Here is a 20272-nt window from a genome sequence, read left to right on the forward strand (position 1 = left end):
ATAGCTTATGGAACAAAAGGGTGGGGCGGCCTTAGCCGATGATGCCCAAAATGTCCGATTCTTTCATGATCAGCAGGTCTTCGCCGTCGATCTTGACTTCTGTACCGGACCATTTGCCGAACAGAACGCGGTCGCCAGCTTTCACGTCAAGCGGTGTCACTTCGCCCTTTTCGTTCTTGGCGCCGGCTCCGGCGGCAACAACTTCGCCTTCCTGAGGCTTTTCCTTGGCAGAATCGGGAATGATAATGCCGCCTCTGGTTTTTTCTTCGCTTTCAACGCGACGGACCAGAACACGGTCATGCAATGGACGGAATGCCATGAAGTTTCCTCCTTGTGGCTCTATAGGTGCTTGATGCCCCTGAAAATTGATATGTGGTGCCTTACGGCCCCCTGCTAGCACTCAAAGCATGCGAGTGCTAACAGCTGCACCTCTAATTACGATGGCGGGAAAAGATGTCAAGGCAGGGCGGGCGGGTTTTTTGAAATTTCCGCACTTTATCAAAGAAAAAAATACCGGGCCCATTCTGATCACAAGGGACGTATTTTCTCTCATAATCTGTTTTGTCCATGTATCTTAAGTGTGACGGCTTTGTGAAAGGCCCCTGGTCATTCGTGACGGGGAAGGGCTTTCCGGGCTTTGGGTGGGCCACCATATGAAGGTCATCGGGGATGACTTTTGGATGATGAGGCCCCATTGGGGGCAAAAGGGTATTTTATGTTGAAATCAATTCTTCTCGGATCGTTTCTCACGCTGTCGCTGGTGGGGGGATCCCCGAATTTCGCAGGAGGGATCTCTCAGGCAGCCGCGCAAACGGTGTTGTCGGAAGATTTCAAGACGCAGTGGTCGGATCGGGATCTGACTGTGGGGATCGTAGGATCCAGTGGCTTCCGTCTTGATCGCCCCGAAGATGTGCCACCATCTTATGACAGGCCATCACTGCTTCCGGCCTTGGCCGATCATAAAACCGGCAATCTGGAGCCGCTGATCACCGTTGAAATCAATGGCGCGGTGCGGGGCTATCCCATGCGTATCGTGGCGGCCCACCGGATTATCAATGATAGCCTGGGGGGCGTGCCCATTGCCGTTACCTATTGCCAAGTGTGCTCTTCGGCCATGGTGTTCAAGCGGGATGTGGACGGCAATGCCACGCCGCTCCGTTTGGTCGGGGCCTCTTATGAAGAAAATATCATCCTTTATGACGAGGCCACGCGCACATGGTGGCAACAGATCAACGGCCTTGGATTGTCCGGGCCGAAAGCGGATGGCGCGCTGGATGTGATCCCGTCGAAAATGGAATCTTTTGCGGCCTTCCTGAAGCGGGTGCGGGCAAGCCGGGCTTGATGGTGGTGGCGGATTCTGCGCTGAGCAGCCAGCCGCAGCAAGTGCGCCAAACGGTCTATATCCCAAGCATGGAACAAGATGCGGGAAGTCTGAAGGCATGGGATCGTGTGGTGGTGGTGGACCGCGAAGCATGGCCCTTGGAATTGTTGCGTAAGGCAGGGCGGCTGGAAACCGATGATTTGCTGATTTTGTGGGAGCCGGGCCGCCAGGCCGCACCGGATTCTTTCGGTAAAGACAATGACCGGGATGTGGGCAATATCACCGCCTATAGCCGCCGGGGCGATCATCTTTTGGAAACGGACACCAGTATTCAATTGCTGCATGCCTTCTACCAATTCTCCGACGGGAAAAAGCTGCATCTGGAACGCGGTGCGGATGAAGGGCGTTAGGAGCCGAGCCGCGGCACAGGGATGCGATAAAGTCTCGCCTTGGCGCTATGGTCGTGGCAGTCTTGTCCGTAGATGTTGGCAGGGGGCTGCTATTGCGGAGGGGATGTGAGCACAGATTTGTTGCAGGTGGCGATCATTGGCTCCGGGCCTGCCGGATATTATACGGCAGAGGCCTTGGCGGAAAGTATCCATGCGGTTTCGGTTGATGTGATCGATCGGTTGCCCACGCCGTTCGGGCTGATCCGGACCGGTGTCGCGCCCGACCATCAATCCATCAAAAATGTCACAAAGCGCTATGATCAAACCGCCAGCCGCGATGATGTGCGTTTTGTGGGCAATTTGTCCATTGGCCGTGATGTCAGTGTGGCGGAATTGCTGGATCTTTATGATGCGGTGGTGCTGGCTACGGGGGCCTTGCAAGACAGAAAGCTGGGGATTCCCGGTGAAGATCTTGCCGGCGTGCGCGGTTCGGCAGATATTGTGGGCTGGTACAATACCCATCCCGATTATGTGGCGCTGACGCCGGAATTGAACACCCCTTCTGTTGTGATCATCGGGAACGGCAATGTGGCCATCGATGTGGCGCGGGTGCTGGCAAAAACCGAAGCGAGATGGCAGGATCGGATATTTCTCCGAAGGCCAAAGATGCCATTTCCCGGATGCCCTTGCGCACCATCCGGATTTTCGGGCGGCGTGGCCCGATGGATGCCAGCTTTACGCCCAAGGAGCTGGGGGAAATGGGACGCCTGGAACGCGCTGTTCCTTTGGTTGATAAGGCCGATCTGCCCCCCATGGACGGTGATGCGGATCTGGAGCCCAAACAGCGCAAAGTGCTGGCCGCCTTACGGGGATTTGGCGACCATTCGGCGCAGGAGAAACCGGTTCAGGTGCATTTCGGCTTTTATGCCCGGCCAGTGGAAATTCTTGGCCATGATCGGGTGGACGGTGTTTTGATGGAGCGCACCCGTGTTGAAAATGGCGCGTGTATTGGCACCGGCGAGATGTTTACTGTGCCGTGCGGATTGCTGATCAGCTGCATCGGCTATCGCAGCAGCGCCATCGAAGGTGTTCCGTTCGACGAGCGCCTTGGGCGTTTTGTCAACAATGACGGCTTTATCAGTGACCGGCTTTATGCCGTAGGATGGGCGCGGCGCGGGCCAACAGGCACCATTGGTACCAACAAGCCCGATGGGGCCGAGATTGCCAAACGTATTCTAAACGATGTGCAACCCATGGATAAGCCCGGGCGTAAAGGTCTGGATGCCCTGATCGCCAAACGCCAGATCCGGGCAGTCACCTTCCGCGATTGGCAGAAAATCGATGCTGCCGAACGGCAGGCCGCCGAAGGTGAAAACCCGCGTTTAAAATTTGCGCGCCTTGATGATATGCTTGATGTCATTGGCAATGAGGCTATTGAAACGCAGCAGGTGAAAAAATAATCACTGTGGTTTATAAGGCGCCTTGCAGATAAATTCCGCCACCATCTGGTGCAATATGAGGAACGGACAGACATTATGAAAGCTATTTTCAGTTTTATCTGGGGGGCTATTCGCGCCTTTACGACGGTGGCGGCTTTTATTTTTTTCATTCTTGTTTTTGTGATAATTGTGGGAATTTCCGGGGATGGGCAGCGGGTTGAGGTGCCTCAGGGCGGTGCCTTTGTGTTCAATCCAGTCGGGCAGATTGTCGATCAGAAAAAAATACCGACCATCAATGATGTGCTCAGTGGTGCCAAACCCGTCGAGGTGAAGCTGCGTGACGCCATGAAGGCGGTTAAAGCGGCGAAGGACGATGACAAAATCGCTCTTATGGTGATGGATCTGGATAAATTCACCGGGGCGGGGCCTGCGGTTCTGCACGAACTTGGAGGCGCTCTGGAATCCTTTCGGAAAAGTGGCAAGAAGATCATCGCTGTGGGTGATTCTTTCGGTCAGCCGCAATATTATCTGGCGGCTCATGCCGATGAAATCTGGCTCAATCCGGCGGGGGACGTGGGCATAATGGGCTATGGCGCTTATGGCCCTTATTTTTCAGATGCCTTGGACAAGCTGAAGGCCGATGTGCATGTCTTCCGTGTCGGCACTTATAAATCTGCGGTGGAGCCTTTTATTCGCAATGATATGTCCGATGCCGCAAAGGAAGCTACCAAAGGCTTTCTGGACAGCCTTTGGGGGAATTATCTTGCGGATGTGACACGGTTGCGCGGCTTTGACGAGGGGGCCTTGTCGGCTGCGATCGACGGAATGGTGGACAATTTGCGTGCCGCCGACGGGGATGTATCCAAAATGGCTCTGGATCTGGGCTGGGTAGATGCTTTGAAAACCCGCAGTGAAATGACCGCCGCCTTGGTGGACCTTGTGGGCAAGGCCGATATGGGCGAAGGCTTTAAAGGCATTGGCCTGACCGATTATTTAAAGCAGCTCAGATCGCATGATAAAGACGACAAGGACGATCGCTTGGTGGCTGTGGTGAGCCTGCGCGGGGCCATCGTGCCGGGTAAGGCTCCGGTGGGGCAGATCGGTGCCGATACCGCGGTCAAGCTGATCAAGGCGGCCCGCACCAATGATAAGGTGAAAGCCCTTGTGCTGCGTATCGACAGCCCCGGGGGCAGTGTGTTCGCCTCCGAGGTCATTCGTCAGGCGGTGTTGGATGTGCAAAAGGCTGGCAAGCCGGTGATCGCCTCTTATGGAACCGTGGCGGCATCGGGCGGCTACTGGATTTCAGCCAATGCCGATGAAATCTGGCGATGCCGGAAACCATTACCGGGTCCATCGGAATTTTCGGGATGATTACAACATTCGATCAATCTCTGGATATGTTGGGTGTGCACACCGATGGCGTGGGAACCACCCAGCTTGCCGGTGCGTTTGATCTTACCCGGCCTTTGTCGCCAATGGTGGCGGATCTGGTGCAAAGCTCGATCGAACATGGCTATGGGAAATTCCTGTCCATCGTGGCGGAGGGCCGCTCCATGAGCGTGGAGGCTGTGGACGCCATTGCCCAAGGCCGAGTGTGGTCGGGGGAAACCGCGCAGGAATTGGGGCTTGTGGACCATTTGGGCGGATTGGATGATGCGGTGAAGGCTGCGGCGCAAAAAGCCGGGCTGGAAGAGGGCGATTATGGCGTGCGTCATGTTCAAGAACAATTGGATCCCTTTGAAAACTTCATAGTGAGTGTTCTCGAACAGGCGCAGGTTCGCGGAATGGTTCCCGACAGCATGGGGCAGACGGTTCCGGTGGTTGCCGATATACAGGGCCGCTTCATGACGGCGATGGAAGAGTTGCAGTGGCTGAAAGATCCCAAAGGGGCTTATGCCATCTGCATGCACTGTAAGGTAAACTAAGATGAGCGCTCCTCGCTCCGATCAGGAATGGCGTGAGAAATTGGGCGAGGAGCGCTATTATATTTGCCGAAAGGGCGGCACCGAGCCGCCCTTTACCGGCGCTCTTTTGGCCGAAAAACGCCCCGGCACGTTTCACTGTGCAGGCTGCGGCGCGGCGTTGTTTTCCTCTGCTGCCAAATATGACAGTGGATCGGGATGGCCTTCGTTTTTTGATCGCGTCAAGGATGCCCCGATCACCGAAATCCGCGATGAAAGTTTGGGTATGGTGCGGGTAGAGCTGCGCTGTGGTGCTTGCGACAGCCATTTGGGGCATTTGTTTCCCGATGGCCCCGCCCCCACAGGGCAGCGCTATTGCGTTAATTCCTTGTCCCTGACCTTTGAGCCAGAGTCTTCTTGAACAGCCGGCCGGCTTGTTTCAGCTTTGTGTCAATCCGATCAGCAAAATTGCTAATAAAACAGCGATCAGCACGATATTATAAAGCGCGCTTAGGGTCAGGAATTTGAAGATGGTACGCCACCAGCCCTGCCTATAAAAATGCTTCATGGAGAGCAGCAGATAGGCCGGCACGCCGAAAAAATAAATCCAGCCGCTGGCGGCCCCCATGCCCATGGACCCAAGAACGACAAGGCCGGTGAGCAAGAGGAACAAGAAGGCGTGAAAATGCAGCGAGAAAACCAGCTGGTTGAAAAAATAAGCGTCTTTCCGCCAATACATCGCGCGCAATAAAAGGGCGAAGACAGGCACCAGAACCAGCATGGCGCGCGGCATCCATGTGTTGAACACACCATTGATCAGTTCCGGATTCTTTGCGAATTGGCCCATTCCGGTCAGAAGACGGGAGATGAAGTCCAGAAGGGGGGCGCTGTCTATGTCCGGTTCATTATTTTCAGCGATTTCGCGCTTGATCGTCTCGATGCTGTCATCAAAGGAAAGGGCGGGGGAGGCGTTTTTCTGGATTGGTTCAAAAAACTCCAAGGTCATCGCCGGGATGCCGGCCTCTGCTTCTGCCTCCGCCTCTGTCGCAGGCTCTGTCTCCGGTCCGGATGGCGCTATGGCTTCCTGGTCCGTAAGGGGTGCCGGATCGGCGGCCCGCACCAGTTGCAGCAATGCCACATTGCCCAATTCCACCGCGAGAAAGAACACCAATACGCTGATGAGCATCAAGCGCACAGGTGCTACATAATTGGCCCGGTGGCCCTCTACATATAGGCGGCTCATACGGCCGGGGCGGGAAAAGAGCGGGATCAATGTATGGGCCAGCCGACTGTCCAGCGAAAAGATATTGTCGGCGAACTCTATGGTGAAGGTCCAGAAAGGACGGCGTAGATCCCGATCATGTTGTCCGCATTGGGAGCAATAGGGGCCGCTGAGAGAGGCGCCACAATTCAGGCAATGGGTGTGGCCGGTTTTTTCATTATCGGGCGCGTTTTGGGATGCGTCTGTTGTTGTGCTGTCCATCCGGTTTCCCTTTTCCCCATACAGCTTTGATGGCCGAGGATAATCGGGACGGCTTTAGACCGGAAGGATATTTTCCTTGCTATCATCGTGCGCGGAGGTGATCGCGGCCATGGGGCGCATCAAGATCCATATCCGGCCCCAAGGGGATGATGGCGGTGGGGTTGATGCTGGCATGGCTGGCATAATAATGCGCTTTGATATGGCCGAAATGCACAGTCTCGCGCACACCGGGAACCTGATACAGATCCCGCAGATAGCCTGAAAGATGCGGATAATCGGCGATGCGCTGTTTGTTGCATTTGAAATGCCCCACATAAACCGCATCGAAGCGCACAAGGGTGGTAAACAACCGCCAATCCGCTTCCGTTCGCCGATCCCCTAAAAGATAGCGATTGTTTGCCAGCCGGTCATCCATCTCGTCCAGTGCTTTGAACAGCTCCAGATATGCCTCTTCATAAGCACTTTGGGTCGTGGCAAAGCCGGCTTTATACACCCCGTTATTGATGGCGTGATAAACGCGGTCATTCAGGCGGTCGATATCGGCACGCAAATCTTCGGGATAGGTGTCGATCTGGGGATGCCGGGTTTGCGGCAGGCCATTGAAGGCGCTGTTTAGAATGCGGATAATTTCGGCGGATTCGTTATTGACGATGGTTTGGCTTTTCTTGTCCCACAAAACCGGCACCGTCACGCGTCCGGTATAATCCGGTTGGGATTTGGTATAGACCTGATGCAAGCGCGCAAAGCCGTTGACATGATCGATGGTGGCGCCGGGGGTGCTGGTATCAAAGCGCCAGCCTTCGCTGTCCATATGCCAATGGACCACAGAAACGCCGATCACATCCTCCAACCCTTTGATGTGACGCAAGATCATGGCACGGTTGGCCCATGGGCAGGCATGGCTGACATATAAATGATAGCGCCCCGCCTCGGCCGGATAGGGGCCGGTTCCATCTGCGGTGATCTGATGACGAAACCGCGTATCGGGCCGCTTGAATTTTCCACCGGTGGATTTGGTATCGTACCATGTGTCTTGCCATTTGCCGTCAACAAGCAGTCCCATCCGTCGTCTCCTGTTTTGCTACGGCTTTGAAGATGGATGTTTTCTGCCGGTTTGTCAGGGTGGTGTGTGCGAAACGCACTGTTGCGTATTTTCGAACAGACGGCGTATAAGACAACGGCATGAAATAAAAGCGTCACGAAAGCATCATGGATATGCAATGGCCGGATCTTTAAGAAATATGCGAAAGTCCTGTGGCCATTGTGACGTGATGTGCAGACTGTACGGGCTTTATTGACGGGCGAGAACAGGATAAGGGCATGGAAAACAAGAAGTGGCGTCATGTGCGCTTGGCGGGTGTTTGCGGCTTGGCTTTGATGGGCGGGGCCGTATCAGCGGCAGCGCAAAGCGTAGAAGAACTGCAAGCGCAAATCGATTTTCTGCGGGCGGAGATCGAAAAGCTGAAAGCAGAGCGCTCGCCCGCAGCGCCCTTGTCCCCGGCCCCTTTGGCCGAGCGTGAGACGGCAACATCAACGGATGATCCACATTCTGTGCCGGAAGAAAAACCGTTGGTGGTAAAAGCGGCCGGTGCCCCCAGCTTCACAGGTGACGGCTTTAAAAATTTCAAGATCCGTGGGCGCATCCAATCGGATTTTGCGCAGATCGGTGATCCCGACAAGATCGGGACATTGGGCGCAGATGGGTTCACGCCGGACCGGGGCTTGGGGACGGTTGCGGAAATTCGCCGGGTGCGGATCGGTGCGCAGGGCGAAATGGGCGATTGGGGCTATAAGTTTGAAGTGGATTTCGCCGGTGGTGAAACGAATGTGGCGGATGCCTATCTGGCCTATAAGGGGATCGACAATCTGGCACTGATCGTCGGCTATCAGAAAACCCAGGCCTCTATGGAAGAGCAGGTGTCGTCGCTGGATGTGGTTTTCATGGAGCGCAGCCGCTTTACCGATGCCATTGATCTGCGCCGTGAAATGGGCGTCACCGCCGATTGGAGCGGCGAGAACTGGCACTGGAAATCCGGCATTTTCGTCGATGGGGCCTTTGATGAGGATGACGAGGTCAATGGCCTGATCGTCAGTTCGCGCGGTCATTACACATTCGGCCCGAAACATGCCTTCACCCATATGGGGGCATCGGTGGAATATCGCGACTCCGGAGCGGAGCAAGGGCGCTTGCGCAATCGTCCGCTGTTTCATGCGTCCGATAGCCGTTTGCTGGATACCGGCAGTCTTGACAGCACCTCCAGCCTTTATACCGGTCTGGAACTGGCCGGAGGATATGGGGCGTTCTATTTCGAAACCGAACTGGCCACTTTGGGGTTATCGGTGCGTGACGAAGCGGGTCAGTCCTCGACGGCACGGTTCAACGGGGCCAGCCTTCATCTGGGTTATTTCCTGACGGGTGAGCAGCGGGCCTATAAGCGCTCGGCGGGAACATGGTCGCGCACCAAGCCCGACAATCCCTTGGGGAAAGGCGGTTTCGGTGCGCTGGACGTTGCCTTTGGTGCGGATTGGGTTGATCTTAATGCCAGCGATGAAAGCATTTTTGGTGGCCAGCAATTGACCTTTCTTGCGGGTCTAAGCTGGCGTCCAGTGGATCATATCCGCTTCATGGCCAATATCAGCCATATGGAAATTTACGATAGCGCCAGCCATTTGCATCTCAAGAATGATGGGACCGTGGAGGATGATTTCGGGCTGAATATGTTCGGACTTCGTGCCCAGGTCGATTGGTAAGACCCTATATCTTGAAACCCTCTCTTGCGCTCCTTATCCGTGATCGTCTATCAGGCGATCCTTGGCAGGGAGAAAGCCATTGAGCTTCGTTTTGGAACAAGAGAAAGCGGCAGATGCCGTGGCTATCGATGCCCTGCTGGATCAGGCATTCGGTGCCGCGCGGTTTGAACGCACCGCTTACCGCTTTCGTGATGATGTGCAGCCGGTCGAGGGTCTGGGCTTTATCGCGCGGGGGCAAAACGGCCTGTTGGGCTCGGTACGCTTTTGGCCTTTGCATATAAATGTCGAGGATACAGTAACAGCGGGGCTTTTATTGGGGCCTTTGGTTGTGTCGTCCGCCGTGCAAGGCACCGGCGTCGGTACGGCCCTGATGCGCAAGGGATTGGCCGTGGCCACAGACAGGGCGCTTGGGCCGGTGTTTCTTGTGGGGGATGCCGTCTATTATGGCCGGGTGGGCTTTCAACCGGTTATGCCAAGCCTGTGCATCATGCCCGGGCCGGTGCCGCCGGAGCGTTTGCTGTTTCACCCGGCGGGAAGCGGGTGGAAAACCTTGCCGGAGCGGTTTTCGCTCTGCCCTGTTTCGGTTCTCACCCATGTGCCGTCTTCCACTTAACGGCTTTCTTTTCTCCAGGTGAGCGCCAGCAAGCCCGCCAGTAAAGCCGCCCATGCCCATGCGGGGAGAAGCGCTGTCTGGGCGATATCCTCGATGCGGCTGGCGCGGCGCTGGGGCAGCCCCATCCACCCATTGCCCGCCGCTGTGGCCTGTTTTGACGGGTGACGAATATCGGGCAGTCCATCTTCCAGCCAGAAGGTACCACCACCGGTTTTTTGCGCCACATCGCGCACGATCTGGTCTGTTGGCATGATGCGCGACAATTCATGGCCGCCCACAGGCCCGATGCCCGCCACCGTTTCATCTTCGCCATCGCTTATGCGGTATAATCCTGCCTCTGTTGCAAGAAGCCGCCCTTCGGCAATGCCGTTGGCACCGGGGTTTAACATCAGGGTGCGTTCGCTCCCGTCCGGGCCGGTGACGGTGACCGTAGCCTGTTCGCCGGACAAGCTGCGCCGTTCCACTATGATGTCTTCGCCGTCGGATCGGGCCGACAGGGCCTTTTCTTCCAGATCCGGTTCTTTCATCAGCCAATGAACGCTACGGCGCAAAAGCTCTTGATATGGGCCACCGCCTTCCACACCCCGCGCCCACAGCCATACATGGTCCGACATCAATTCGGCGATGCGGCCTTCTCCGGCGCGTTTCAAAACCAATAGCGGTTGTTCGCCGGGGCCCGATAACAGCACTTGGCCGTCAACCACCCGGTTGTCCACCATACGGAACCACCGGCCCCATGGCGCGGCACCCGGTTGCTCCAATCCTTGTGTAACCGGATGGCGGCGGCCCAGTTCGGTAAGGGCGGGCACAAAGCCGGTGCTGCTGATGGTGCCGGTCGGAGAGGCGGGCAAGACCTGCTCAAGGGGGGTGCGGAAAATGCTCAAAGGCTCGGCATATTCCGGTCCATTGGCGACAAAGATTGCGCCGCCCCCTTCCACATAGGACAAAAGATTGGAGAAATACCGCACATCCAACACCCCGCGCAGGGAATAGCGGTCGAAAATCACCAGATCGAAATCTTCAAGCTGTTCGGAAAACAAACGCTCGGTGGGGAAGGGGATCAAGGACAATTGGCTCACCGGCGTGGGATCTTGACTGGTGGGCAGGCGCAAAATGGTAAAGTGGATAAGATCCACCGCCGGATCGGATTTCAGCGTGTCGCGCCAGACCCGTTCACCGGGATGCGGTTCGCCCGAAACCAGCAGCACCCGCAGCCGGTCGCGCACCGCATTCACAGAAAACAACGCGCGATTATTGACCAGAACCGTTTCATCGGGGGCGGTTTCCACCGAAACATCCACCAGCATTTCGCCGCGCCGTTCCGGGGTCAGCGTAATCTCGAAGGGAACGCCGGGCATCACCATGCGCTGTTGCGGTGCCTTGTCGAAGCGGCGAATGGTCAGGGCCACCGGACCGCTTTCGGGGATATTGTCTTCTTCGATACGCAATTCGATGGTCACAGGCCGGTCCACCAGCCCGAATTCCGGAGCGCGGATCACCTCGATACGGCGGTCGGGGGCCTTGCGGTTGCCGATCAGCAGGCTGTGGATGGGGCGCTCGGCGGCAGTAAGGGCCTCCCCACGGGATATGTCGTCGATGCGGCCATCGGTGATCAAAAGGGCGGCGGACAGGCGATCTGGCGGAACGTCCGCCAAAGCGGCCGCCAAGGGACCGAACAATTCGGTGCGATCAGCCTTGCGGTCGCTTTCGATCACCCGCAATTCCCCGCCCGTTGCTTGAATATTGGCGCGCAGGGCATCAATGGCCTTATCGGTTTCGCTTTCCCGATCGCCAATGCGGTTGCTGGCGCTGCGGTCCACCATAGCCACGGTGATATCGGACAGCGCGGTGCGGTCTTCCTGCACCAGATGGGGATTTGAAAGAGCAAGGATAAGGGCTGCGAAAAACAGGGTGCGGATCAGGCTGCCGCGCGCCCGGCGCAGCAACAAAAGGGCGCTGAACGCCGCAAACAAAATTGCCAGACCGACCAAAACCCATGGCGGGAAAATCGGGTCGAACCCAAGGGAAAGCGCCATCATGATCCCTTATTCCCCCAAACGTTCGATCAAGGCGGGCAGATGAAGCTGATCCGCCTTGTAGGTGCCGGTCAGTGCATACATCACCAGATTGACACCAAAGCGAAAAGACAATTCGCGCTGGCGCACACCGCCGGGCAGGCGCGGTTCCAGAAAATGGTCGAATTCATCGATGGCCCATGCGGATGCCCAATCATGGCCCCCGATCAAGATGGGGCTGACACGGGCTTCTTCCCCCACAGAATCATCGGTAACCCACAAGGTGCGGCCGGTGATGCGGCCGGGAAATTCATCCAGCAGATAAAAGCTGCGGGCCAGAACATGCTCGCGGTCCACCGGCGCAAGGGGGGGCAGGTCAAGCTGGCCGAGAAGGCGTTGCAAGGCTTGGCGTGAAACGGGATTTTCCAATCCCAGACTGTCGCTGGCGCTATCGTTTACCCCCGTATCCATCAACACAATACCGCCGCTCCGCAAAAACCGGCTTAAGGCACGGATGGCATCGGGGCTTGGGCTTTGGATATCCGGTGGCACAGGCCAGTAAATCAGCGGGAACAGCACCAGTGGGTCTTGGGCCGGATCAAGCCCCACCGGATCGCCCATCTTCACGGCGGTGCGTAATTCCATGATGCGCTTCAGGCCATAAAGGGCGGCATGGGACCGGGTGTCGGTCTGGGCATTGCCGGTGCGGATATAGGCGATGCGGGTGGCCGCTGTGGCTTCCAGTGCAAAGCCGGTTTCGAGCCGTTCGGTGTTTTGCGCATGGCCGGTGCCGGGGAGGGCTGCCAAGAACAAGGCCCCGCCCGCTATCAGAATGACGGCGGGTGTTACAGCGCGGCGCAAGGCGGTAAGCGGGCGGTTGAACAGACCGCGCATCCAAAGGCTGGCGATCATATCAAGGGCCACAAGGGCCACCATCAGCGCAAATAATAAGGGGGCAAGGGCGCGGTCTGTGCGGCTGCCGGTGGCAATGTCCATGGCGGGGCGGCTACTTTCAAGGAACTGATAATCGGCGGTGATCGGGCCATTGGCCGACATCAAAGACAAAGCCAACGGATTGGCCGCAAGGCCGTAATAACCCGGAGGATGTGCCGCCGAGGCGGATGTGCGGTCAAAGGCCGATCTGCTGATGGGGGCAATATCGGTATTGGCGGGGCCAAGGCGACCAAAGCCATCCATCACCGTTCTATTGGCCAGAAATTCGGGGCCGTTATGTTGCTGGTCTGCTCCTGCCCGATGCTGGGCCAAGGGCAAAAGCCGCTTGAGCATATCCACAAACAGGCCCGATAAAGCCAAAGACGACCAATCGGCATTGGCGCTGGTGTGAAACAGTACGATCCAGCCATTGCCACGGCGATTGGCGGTCACCAAGGGTGTGCCGTCCAGAAGCCGCGCCCATGTGCGGTCGGTCAGATTGATATCGGGAACGGCCAAAAGCTGGCGGCTTACACGCACGGTTTCGGGGGGCGTCAATCCTGCAAAAGGGCCATCGGGATTGAACGGCCCCAAGGATTGCGGCTCTTCCCAGGAAAGGGCGCCGCCCACCGCCCGGTCCCCCGAACGCAGGCGCACCGGGATCAAATCATCCCCGCCTGCCGCCATGCGCGGTCCGGCAAAACGGATCAACAATCCCCCTTCTTCAACCCATGCGCCAAGCGCCGTTGAACAGGCTCTGCCATGCGCCCCACATCGGCCAGAATGATCGCGCTTGGCGATTGATCCAATAATGTGGCCGGCGCACCGTCGGTCAGTTCTGCATAAGGCTCCAAAGCGCGGCGCAAATAGAACAAGGGCGATTTCAGTGGTTGAATGGCGCTGGAGGCTTCCCCCGCAGACAAGGCCACCAGGGGCCGGCCGGATCGGGCATCCAACAAGGCGACAGTACCGGCACTTTTCCCATTGGCGATATCAATGCGGGCCACCTGATTGCGCAAATCGCGGGGCAGATCGATCCGTGCCTGTGCGGTTTGGGCCCCTTCATCAAATACGGCATCCGCTTCACCCAATCGGCGGCCATCTGATCCCAGCGCCTGCACGACAAAACGGGCAGGGGTTTGGCGGGGTGGTCGAACCACCGTCAGGCTATAATCCAGCCCGGTTTGCACCAAAGGCAGCAGGGCCACAGGATAATCGGCGGTCCCATCGGCATAAAGTGTCACCGTGCCCATGGCGTTCAGGGCCGTCCATAAATCATCGTTGCGGGGATGGGCCAGACCATCGCTTATCCAGAAAATGCGCGCAAAATCATGATCCAGTTGCGTCACAATTTCTGTGGTCTGTTGCAGATCGGGCGACCAGGGAACCGGCGCAAAGCCCATCAAGGACCGCCGCATGTCGCTGGCGGCCTGTGGCTGGGGTTTTGCCGCACCTTCCCCGCTGCGCCAACCACCGGGCGGCGGGGCCGTGGGCAGCAAAACCACCGGACGGTTTTCCCGCGCCATGGTGTTTAGCAAGCGGTCCAAAAGTGCAATGCGGTCGTCCCAGCGGCTGGCGGCTTCCCAGCCATTGTCCACCACAAGAAGCACCGGACCATCGCCGGGTGTTTCTTCTATGGGGTTCAGAACCGGGCCGGACAATGCCAAGAACAACAAAGCCCCCAGCAAAAAGCGCAAAATCAAAAGCCAAAGCGGAGTGCGGGCAGGCGGGGGCTCGCTGTTTATCAAATCGCCCAAAAGCACCATGGGCGGGAACTGTTCGCTTCGGGGATGTGGCGGCAAGGCCCGCACCAAAAACCACAAAGCGGGCAGGCTCAAAAGACCAAGCAACACGAAAGGCGCGGTAAATCCCAAACTGCCCAATCCACCCAATGACATCATCAGCCTGTCCGTCCCGTTAATGCGATGAGGGTCAAAAGCGCCAGCGCGGGGGAGTGGTCGCTGCGGTGCACAGAATGGGTCCAGCCCGCCCGTCGGGTCATGTCGCCCAGCATCGAAGACCATGCCTTCATGCGCTTGCGATAGCTGTCGGCCAGATCGTCGGCCCGATCCAGAAGCAGGCTGTCTTCGTGTTCCATGCCTAAAAAGCGCACCCGTCCGCGATAAGGAAAATCACTCTCCACAGGATCGACAATCTGCATCAAATGGCCAGCCACCCCAAGCCCGACCAGCTGGCGCAATTTCTGGCGGGTGTCGTCTTCTCCCCCCAGAAAATCCCCGATCAGGATCAGATGGGCGTGGCGGTCCAGCGGTTTGCTTTGGGGAAAGGGCGGGCAGTCCGTCATTCGGGTGCGGCTGATGGCTTCCAACAAGCGTTCCAGCCCGAAGCGCCCGCCTGCGGCCTTTTCATGTTGCCCATAAAGGCCGACCCGTTCGCCTGCACCGGTCAAAAGCCGGGCGGTGGCCAGCGCCAAAAGGATCGCCCGATCCGCTTTGCTGTCTTGGGCAAGGGGGGACCGAAACTGCATGGAGGCCGAGCTATCGACCCAGAACCAGATATTCTGGGCCGTTTCCCATTCCTGCTGCCGCACATAAAGCGCATCGGAGCGGCCCGAGCGCCGCCAATCGATATTGGAGGCCTGTTCGCCATTTTCATAAGGGCGGAATTGCCAGAAGCTGTCACCCGGACCGGCCCGCCGTCGCCCATGCACGCCTTTTTGGGCGGCATGCAGCCTTTTATCGGCGCGTATCTGATGGGCGGGCAGGCGATCGGCCAAGGATTGGGCGCGTTGCCACAGGTCCATCATTGGCACCAGAGCGGGGGAAGCCTTTTGGCCAAGTGCGTTGGATATGGGGCGTTTCATGGCCAATTGCTTAAAGCCTGCCCGCAAGATCGGTGATTACCTGATCATTGGTCAAGCCATCGGCGCGGGCGGAAAAGCTTAAAGCCATGCGGTGGCGTAAAACCGGCATGGCAAGGGCTTTCACATCGTCCACCGAAGGCACGAGGCGGCCATCCAGCAAGGCGCGGGCGCGGCATCCCAGCATCAGGCTTTGGGCAGCGCGCGGGCCGGGGCCAGATGATTTCGGGGTGGTCATTGCCGGGGCGTGCTCCGCGCACCAAATCAAGCACGGCATCAACCACCGCTTCCCCCACGGGCAATTTGCGCACCAGTTTTTGCAGCATGAGCAACTGGTTGGCATCGATCACCTTGGCAATGCTGGTGGCGGTAATCCCCGTGGTATGGAGCAAGATCTGGCGCTCTGATAAACGGTCGGGATAATCCACATCGATCTGCATCAAGAACCGGTCCAGCTGCGCTTCCGGCAAGGGATAGGTGCCTTCTTGCTCGATGGGATTCTGGGTGGCGAGAACATGAAAAGGCTCAGGCAGATTGTGACGTTCCCCGGCGATGGAAACCTGCCGTTCCTGCATGGATTGCAACAATGCCGATTGAGTGCGCGGGCTGGCGCGGTTGATTTCATCGGCCATGAAAAGCTGGCTGAAAATGGGGCCGGGTAAAAACCGGAAGGCCCGCTTCCCTTGCGCATCTTCTTCCAGAACTTCGCTGCCTAAAATATCGGCAGGCAAAAGATCCGGGGTGAATTGCACCCGCTTTTCCGATAAGCCCAAAACCGTACCCAGCGTTTCCACAAGCAAGGTTTTGGCAAGGCCCGGCACCCCGACAATCAGCGCATGGCCGCCCGATAGCAAAGTGGTTAAGGTTTCTTCGATCACCCTGTCTTGCCCGAAGATATGGCGGGCAATTTCGGCCTTGATATGCGTCGCCATTTCTATGGCTGCATCGGCTTCATGGGTTAAGGCATCGGAAATTGCATCGGGGGCTGTGTGTTGCAGGTCGCTCATATAGGCGGGCCTCTTGTCTGAGAGATGGTGCTGCGCAGCCCCTTTTATCACCAAGGTGCTGCGGTGTTTGTGGTGCATGCTATCATCACTATATAGAGACAGGTGGTCGAGACGAAAGACGTAACAATGGTTGGATTACATTCAAAAATCGTGACGAAGGCCGATTTGGCGGCCGGAAAGCGCTTGAATGCGCTGTTTGCGCAGCTATCGAAACAAAAATATCCGCCGGTCCATCTGTGGAATCCCGATCTGTGCGGCGAGATTGATATGCGGATCGCCCGCGATGGCACGTGGTATTATATGGGAACGCCCATCAAGCGCCCGGAAATGGTGCGGTTGTTTTCCGGTGTGCTGCGCCATGATGATGATGGCTATTATCTTGTCACCCCCGTGGAAAAATTGAAAATCATTGTGGATGATGCGCCGTTTCTTGCCACCTCCATGGAGGTGGAAGGGAAGGGTGAAGATCAGGTTCTTTCCTTTAAAACCCATGTGGGCGATCTGGTGGTCGCCGATGAGGATCACCCCATTTGGCTGGGGCAGGATGAACGGGGCGATCCCTTGCCGCATCTTTTGGTGCGCGACCGACTGGAAGCATTGATTGCCCGCCCGGTTTATTATGAACTGGCGGAACTTGCGCAGCCCATGATGATCGACGGTGCGGAAAAAATCGGCGTGTGGAGCTGTGGCGCATTTTTTCCTCTTGGCGATCTGGTGGAGGATTGAGTGGTTTTCGCCCATATCAAACACCGGCTGGACTGTGCGCCGCGGAAACCATTGCGCAGCGATTTCGATCTTTATAATGGGCCGGATGCACCTCAAGATCGGCCAAAGCAGCATAAAAAGGCCGCCGTATTGGTGCCTATTGTCAATCGCGGTGACAGGCCGACGATTTTGCTCACCCGCCGTGCCGATCATTTATCCACCCATGCCGGGCAAGTGAGCTTCCCCGGTGGTCGAGCCGATAAGGGCGACCGCGATGCGGTGGCCACAGCCTTGCGCGAAACACAAGAAGAAATCGGTATAGACGCCGAAGCCATCGATATCGTGGGGCGGCTTGATACCTATGAAACGATGACGGGATTTCGCATTGTCCCCGTTGTGGGGCTGGTTACGCCGCCTTTCGAGCTTTATTTGCAGAAGTCGGAAGTGGCGGAAGCCTTTGAGGTGCCGCTGGATTTTATCCTTGATCCCAATAATCACCAACGCCACAGCCGCATGTTTCTTGGGACGAAACGCCATTTCTATGCCATGCCTTATGAGGGCTTTTATATCTGGGGGGCAACGGCGCATATGTTGGTGAATTTGTCTCAGGTTTTGCGCCGCGACGATGAACAAAAGGATGGTTTATGAGCGCTGTGTTCTTGAGATTGGGGCTGTTCTTGCTGCCCTTTGCGTTTTTCTTGTTATGGCTGTGGCTGGTGCGCCGTTTGAAACAGGCCGGCGATGAAACCAATCCCCGTTTGGAAAAAGCGGTGATGCTGGGCGGTGGCGTGTTTGTGCTGGCTTATGCTGTGGTTCTTTATTTTTATGCGGGCACCACCGAACGGGCCGATGAGAACATGCGCTATGTGCCGGCAACCACTGTGGATGGCGAGATCGTTCCCGGACATTTCGAGAAAATCCCCGATAATTGACTGTGCCCATGCATCTTTCTGCGCCCTTCATAACGGATGAAAAAAGCCGCGCCGTGATCAAGGCTTTGGGCGAAGGCCAGGCGCGTTTTGTGGGAGGGGCCGTGCGCGATGCCTTGCTGGGCCGCTTGGTGCAGGATGTGGACATTGCCACCAGCCACCCACCGGATGTGGTGATTGAAAGGCTAAAGGCTGCAGGCTTGAAAGCGGTTCCAACGGGGATCGATCATGGCACCATCACGGCCATTGTGGCGCATCAGCCGTTCGAGGTAACCAGCTTGCGCCATGATGTGAAAACCTTTGGGCGCCATGCCCAAGTGGCCTTCATCGATGATTGGCAGGCCGATGCACGGCGGCGCGATTTCACCATGAATGCCTTATATGCCGATCTGGATGGACACCTTTATGATTATCATGGGGGCGTGGCCGATGCGCGGGCCGGACGGATCGTGTTTATCGGTGATGCACAGGAGCGTATCCGTGAAGACGCCTTGCGGATTTTGCGGTTTTTCCGGTTTTTTGCCCATTATGGCAAGGGGGTACCCCATACGGCCGGCTATGAGGCCTGTATTGCCTTGCGTGATCGGCTTGATCTGTTGTCGGTGGAGCGGATACGCGCTGAACTCTTGCGTTTGTTGATGGCGCCTGATCCTGTGCCAAGCCTGCAGTTGATGGAAAAGGGCGGTATTTTGGATCCTCTGCTGCCGGAGTGGCACATATCCGCTGGCCTGCAAGCACTGGATCGGCTGGTGCTGCGTGAAAATGCCTTGGATCTGGCCGATCCTTTGCGGCGATTGGCTGCCTTATTGCGGCCGGAAACATATGAACGTGTCGCCAAACGCTTCAAGCTGTCGCGGGCCGATGCAACACGCTTGACGGCCATGGCAGGGCCGCTTCCCGATGATGGTGAAAAAGCCGTGCGGCAGGCGCTTTGGTTGGATGGGGCGCAAACCCTTGTGGATCGTTTCTTGCTGTCAGACAAGGGATTGAGCCCCGCCGTTTTTTCTGACATTCAACGCTGGCGCCGCCCTGTTTTTCCGCTGCAAGGCCGCGATCTTTCCATTCTTGGTATCCAGCCGGGGCCGCAGATGGGACAGCTTTTGAAAAATGCCGAACAACGCTGGGTGACCAGTGATTTTACCCTGAAAAAAGCCGATCTGTTGGCTGCAATCCTCAAGAAAAATGGCAGCAAAGATGCATAAGAAAGAGCCGTGGGAATGGGCGATTTTAGCGATGTTGGCGCTTTTTGCGTTGGCTGCTCTTGGCGTTGTGGCCTTTTCCTGGTCGAAAGAAGACTGGCGCATTGATTTGACTGTTGATTTGCCGCTGACGCCAGAACAAGCCTTTGTCGCCCTTGCGGATGCCAAGCATCGGGTGGATTGGGAATATGGTGTAACCCTTGTGGCCCCTTTGATGGGAGAGGACGGCACGGCGGGAGCAACGCGCTTGCTCTATATGCGGGCGAATGATCGCACATGGCAGATTGATGAAACCCTGACCGGCTATGCTCATCCGGTTTCCTGGTCGGTGGAACGCAGCACCGATATGTGGCGCGCCTCGGTGCACTGGACATTGGCTCAAACACCCCAAGGAAGCCGCCTTCATTGGCAAGAAACGCGGCAATTTTCCGGATTGTTCCCCCGGTTGTTCGCGTTGTTTACCATGCGCCAGCACAAAAACCGGCTTGAGCAGTCCTTGCAGCATCTTGCAGCCATGCAATAGCCTGATGATTGGCTTGTTATTCATTGTCAGGAATTCTTACAGATACCCGACATTTGGCGGATATTTGTAAAGTCCAATTAACCATTATAATTATGTAAATAAAACCCTCCTCTTGAAATCGGCTGATTTTCAAGGTTCCTGCAACCGGCACGGTATTTGCTTCGTGGTAAATATATTTGCCGGTTGGTTTTTTGGGTGTGCGGCACGTCTTCGTGTTTGCCGTACGAATTTGTGGATGGGGAC

General features: G+C 56.8%; 19 protein-coding genes and 2 pseudogenes. 13 read left to right on the plus strand and 8 right to left on the minus strand.

Features of this window, described 5'->3' with window-relative positions:
* Window positions 1–31: 31 nt before the first annotated feature.
* Window positions 32–319, minus strand: coding sequence for a co-chaperone GroES (gene groES, locus JCM17844_RS03805; protein WP_149999741.1), 288 nt, complete (start codon window positions 317–319; stop codon window positions 32–34).
* 396 nt (window positions 320–715) lie between these two features.
* On the opposite strand from groES, the gene JCM17844_RS03810 reads away from it, so the two are divergent.
* From JCM17844_RS03810 to msrB, 6 genes and pseudogenes are all read left to right on the plus strand, one after another.
* Window positions 716–1342, plus strand: a complete 627-nt coding sequence (locus tag JCM17844_RS03810; RefSeq protein ID WP_149999742.1) for a DUF3179 domain-containing (seleno)protein — start codon at window positions 716–718, stop codon at window positions 1340–1342.
* Window positions 1342–1731, plus strand: coding sequence for a hypothetical protein (locus JCM17844_RS03815; RefSeq protein ID WP_149999743.1), 390 nt, complete (start codon window positions 1342–1344; stop codon window positions 1729–1731). Before JCM17844_RS03810 ends, JCM17844_RS03815 begins: the two co-directional genes overlap by 1 nt.
* Window positions 1732–1836: 105 nt before the next feature.
* Entirely contained in the window at window positions 1837–2685 is an 849-nt protein-coding gene (locus tag JCM17844_RS14295; protein ID WP_210431301.1) for an FAD-dependent oxidoreductase, read from the plus strand.
* Entirely contained in the window at window positions 2619–3170 is a 552-nt protein-coding gene (locus tag JCM17844_RS14300; protein ID WP_210431302.1) for a ferredoxin--NADP reductase domain-containing protein, read from the plus strand. Before JCM17844_RS14295 ends, JCM17844_RS14300 begins: the two co-directional genes overlap by 67 nt.
* A gap of 75 nt (window positions 3171–3245) precedes the next feature.
* A pseudogene (gene sppA, locus JCM17844_RS03825) lies at window positions 3246–5074 on the plus strand (signal peptide peptidase SppA).
* A gap of 1 nt (window position 5075) precedes the next feature.
* Window positions 5076–5471: a peptide-methionine (R)-S-oxide reductase MsrB gene (gene msrB, locus JCM17844_RS03835; protein ID WP_149999746.1), complete on the plus strand. Its 396-nt coding sequence runs from the start codon at window positions 5076–5078 to the stop codon at window positions 5469–5471.
* Between the two features lie 18 nt (window positions 5472–5489).
* On the opposite strand, the gene JCM17844_RS03840 is transcribed toward msrB, so the two are convergent.
* Both JCM17844_RS03840 and JCM17844_RS03845 read right to left on the minus strand, forming a co-directional pair.
* Window positions 5490–6533 (minus strand): DUF3667 domain-containing protein, encoded by a 1044-nt coding sequence (locus JCM17844_RS03840; RefSeq protein WP_149999747.1) that lies wholly within the window; start codon window positions 6531–6533, stop codon window positions 5490–5492.
* Between the two features lie 82 nt (window positions 6534–6615).
* On the minus strand, window positions 6616–7596 hold the full coding sequence (locus JCM17844_RS03845) for a glutathione S-transferase family protein (RefSeq protein WP_149999748.1): 981 nt from the start codon (window positions 7594–7596) through the stop codon (window positions 6616–6618).
* Between the two features lie 257 nt (window positions 7597–7853).
* Between JCM17844_RS03845 and JCM17844_RS03850 the strand changes: the two genes are divergently transcribed.
* A complete protein-coding gene (locus JCM17844_RS03850) occupies window positions 7854–9284 on the plus strand; it encodes an OprO/OprP family phosphate-selective porin (protein ID WP_149999749.1) in 1431 nt (476 codons plus the stop codon).
* A 79-nt stretch (window positions 9285–9363) separates the two neighbouring features.
* Complete coding sequence (locus JCM17844_RS03855) at window positions 9364–9897, plus strand: GNAT family N-acetyltransferase (protein WP_149999750.1); 534 nt, start codon at window positions 9364–9366, stop codon at window positions 9895–9897.
* Here JCM17844_RS03855 and JCM17844_RS03860 read toward each other — a convergent pair.
* From JCM17844_RS03860 to JCM17844_RS17115, 5 genes and pseudogenes are all read right to left on the minus strand, one after another.
* Complete coding sequence (locus tag JCM17844_RS03860) at window positions 9894–11936, minus strand: hypothetical protein (protein ID WP_149999751.1); 2043 nt, start codon at window positions 11934–11936, stop codon at window positions 9894–9896. The genes JCM17844_RS03855 and JCM17844_RS03860 overlap by 4 nt on opposite strands.
* A 6-nt stretch (window positions 11937–11942) precedes the next feature.
* Window positions 11943–13556 carry a DUF4159 domain-containing protein gene (locus JCM17844_RS03865; RefSeq protein ID WP_149999752.1) on the minus strand — a complete coding sequence of 538 codons (1614 nt, stop codon included), beginning with the start codon at window positions 13554–13556 and terminating at the stop codon, window positions 11943–11945.
* On the minus strand, window positions 13553–14746 hold the full coding sequence (locus JCM17844_RS03870) for a BatA domain-containing protein (RefSeq protein ID WP_210431303.1): 1194 nt from the start codon (window positions 14744–14746) through the stop codon (window positions 13553–13555). Before JCM17844_RS03870 ends, JCM17844_RS03865 begins: the two co-directional genes overlap by 4 nt.
* Complete coding sequence (locus tag JCM17844_RS03875; RefSeq protein ID WP_149999754.1) at window positions 14746–15669, minus strand: DUF58 domain-containing protein; 924 nt, start codon at window positions 15667–15669, stop codon at window positions 14746–14748. The genes JCM17844_RS03870 and JCM17844_RS03875 overlap by 1 nt, the downstream gene beginning before the upstream one ends.
* Window positions 15670–15679: 10 nt before the next feature.
* Window positions 15680–16673, minus strand: a pseudogene (locus JCM17844_RS17115) (AAA family ATPase).
* Window positions 16674–16799: 126 nt separating this feature from the next.
* Here JCM17844_RS17115 and JCM17844_RS03885 point away from each other — a divergent pair.
* From JCM17844_RS03885 to JCM17844_RS03905, 5 genes are read left to right on the plus strand one after another with little or no spacing between them, the layout of a single operon-like run.
* Window positions 16800–17399, plus strand: a complete 600-nt coding sequence (locus JCM17844_RS03885) for a DUF1285 domain-containing protein (RefSeq protein WP_149999755.1) — start codon at window positions 16800–16802, stop codon at window positions 17397–17399.
* Window positions 17400–18026, plus strand: coding sequence for a CoA pyrophosphatase (locus JCM17844_RS03890; protein ID WP_149999756.1), 627 nt, complete (start codon window positions 17400–17402; stop codon window positions 18024–18026).
* A complete protein-coding gene (locus JCM17844_RS03895) occupies window positions 18023–18310 on the plus strand; it encodes a DUF6111 family protein (protein WP_149999757.1) in 288 nt (95 codons plus the stop codon). Before JCM17844_RS03890 ends, JCM17844_RS03895 begins: the two co-directional genes overlap by 4 nt.
* 8 nt (window positions 18311–18318) lie before the next feature.
* Complete coding sequence (locus tag JCM17844_RS03900) at window positions 18319–19509, plus strand: CCA tRNA nucleotidyltransferase (protein ID WP_149999758.1); 1191 nt, start codon at window positions 18319–18321, stop codon at window positions 19507–19509.
* Window positions 19502–20029 carry an SRPBCC family protein gene (locus JCM17844_RS03905; protein ID WP_210431304.1) on the plus strand — a complete coding sequence of 176 codons (528 nt, stop codon included), beginning with the start codon at window positions 19502–19504 and terminating at the stop codon, window positions 20027–20029. The genes JCM17844_RS03900 and JCM17844_RS03905 overlap by 8 nt, the downstream gene beginning before the upstream one ends.
* Window positions 20030–20272: the final 243 nt, after the last annotated feature.

Origin of the sequence: Iodidimonas gelatinilytica, assembly GCF_008579125.1 — a bacterium.
GTDB classification, from domain to species: Bacteria; Pseudomonadota; Alphaproteobacteria; order Sphingomonadales; family Rhodothalassiaceae; genus Iodidimonas; species Iodidimonas muriae.

Bases quoted from the DNA above. Each gene is read 5' to 3' on its own strand.
- JCM17844_RS03850 (WP_149999749.1), top strand. From the start codon at position 7,854: ATGGAAAACAAGAAGTGGCGTCATGTGCGCTTGGCGGGTGTTTGCGGC.
- JCM17844_RS03815 (WP_149999743.1), top strand. From the start codon at position 1,342: ATGGTGGTGGCGGATTCTGCGCTGAGCAGCCAGCCGCAGCAAGTGCGC.
- groES (WP_149999741.1), bottom strand. From the start codon at position 319: ATGGCATTCCGTCCATTGCATGACCGTGTTCTGGTCCGTCGCGTTGAA.
- JCM17844_RS03895 (WP_149999757.1), top strand. From the start codon at position 18,023: ATGAGCGCTGTGTTCTTGAGATTGGGGCTGTTCTTGCTGCCCTTTGCG.
- JCM17844_RS03885 (WP_149999755.1), top strand. From the start codon at position 16,800: ATGGTTGGATTACATTCAAAAATCGTGACGAAGGCCGATTTGGCGGCC.
- JCM17844_RS03875 (WP_149999754.1), bottom strand. From the start codon at position 15,669: ATGAAACGCCCCATATCCAACGCACTTGGCCAAAAGGCTTCCCCCGCT.
- JCM17844_RS03905 (WP_210431304.1), top strand. From the start codon at position 19,502: ATGCATAAGAAAGAGCCGTGGGAATGGGCGATTTTAGCGATGTTGGCG.
- JCM17844_RS03840 (WP_149999747.1), bottom strand. From the start codon at position 6,533: ATGGACAGCACAACAACAGACGCATCCCAAAACGCGCCCGATAATGAA.
- JCM17844_RS03845 (WP_149999748.1), bottom strand. From the start codon at position 7,596: ATGGGACTGCTTGTTGACGGCAAATGGCAAGACACATGGTACGATACC.
- JCM17844_RS03900 (WP_149999758.1), top strand. From the start codon at position 18,319: ATGCATCTTTCTGCGCCCTTCATAACGGATGAAAAAAGCCGCGCCGTG.
- JCM17844_RS03860 (WP_149999751.1), bottom strand. From the start codon at position 11,936: ATGATGGCGCTTTCCCTTGGGTTCGACCCGATTTTCCCGCCATGGGTT.
- msrB (WP_149999746.1), top strand. From the start codon at position 5,076: ATGAGCGCTCCTCGCTCCGATCAGGAATGGCGTGAGAAATTGGGCGAG.
- JCM17844_RS03810 (WP_149999742.1), top strand. From the start codon at position 716: ATGTTGAAATCAATTCTTCTCGGATCGTTTCTCACGCTGTCGCTGGTG.
- JCM17844_RS03870 (WP_210431303.1), bottom strand. From the start codon at position 14,746: ATGATGTCATTGGGTGGATTGGGCAGTTTGGGATTTACCGCGCCTTTC.